Origin of the sequence: Protofrankia sp. CiP1_Cm_nod2 (assembly GCF_920664355.1) — a bacterium.
Classification (GTDB): domain Bacteria; phylum Actinomycetota; class Actinomycetes; order Frankiales; family Frankiaceae; genus Protofrankia.
Window position 1 is genome coordinate 1 of record NZ_CAKKTL010000107.1, and the last position, 869, is coordinate 869.

Annotated in this window: 1 protein-coding gene; it reads left to right on the forward strand. The window is 75.8% G+C overall.

Translation table 11 applies throughout. The features are described 5' to 3' along the window. Positions 1–116 precede the first annotated feature (116 nt). Positions 117–845, forward strand: coding sequence for a nucleotide exchange factor GrpE (grpE, locus tag NBW84_RS13405; RefSeq protein ID WP_250285034.1), 729 nt, complete (start codon positions 117–119; stop codon positions 843–845). Positions 846–869 lie beyond the last annotated feature (24 nt).

The following is an 869-nucleotide window of genomic DNA, read 5'->3' on the forward strand; positions in this document are numbered from 1 at the left end:
CAGTCGCTCTACGCGGACGCCGCGCAGGGCTCGGCCGGCAGCCCCGGCGGCACGCCCGGAGCGAGCGCGGACGACGACGTGGTGGACGCCGAGATAGTGGACGAGGAGGACAAGAAGTGACCTCGGCCCCCAACGACTGGACGCATGGCGCTTCCACCCCGGACGAGCCAGTGGTCGTCCGGGACAAGCGCCGCATAGACCCACAGAGCGGGCAGGTCCGGGTGGAGGCGGCCGCGCGGACGCAGGCCGCCGCCACCGCCGAGGGCGCCTTCACGTCCTCGGCGGGGGGGCCGGCGCCCGGCGCCGCACCGGCCGGTGAGGCCGAGCTGGTGGCGTCGCTGCGCCAGCAGGTCGCCGAGCGCACCGGTGACCTGCAACGTCTCAAGGCCGAGTTCGACAACTACCGGCGCCGTGTCGAGCGTGACCGGCAGGCCCTGGCCGAGCAGGCGGCCGGCAGGCTGCTCCTGGCGCTGCTGCCGACCCTCGACGACATCGGCCGCGCCCGCGACCACGGCGATCTGGAAGGCCCGTTCAAGGCGGTGGCGGAGTCGTTGGAAGCCGCCCTTGAGGCCGCCGGGCTCGAGCGCTTCGGCTCCCGCGGGGACGAGTTCGACCCGCTCGTCCACGATGCGCTCATGCACACCTACTCGGCCGAGGTGACCAGGCCGACCTGCGTGGACGTCTTCCGGGCCGGCTACCGGCACGCCGGCCGCGTGCTGCGGCCGGCGCAGGTCTCGGTCGCCGAACCGGCGCCGGGGGACGCCGACGCCGGTCAGGACGTGGACGGCACGGCCGCCGGGGCCGCGCCGGAGGCGGGCGGCGGCTCGGCAGAAGCCGCCGAGTAGCCGCCGAGCAGCCCGAGCAGCCCG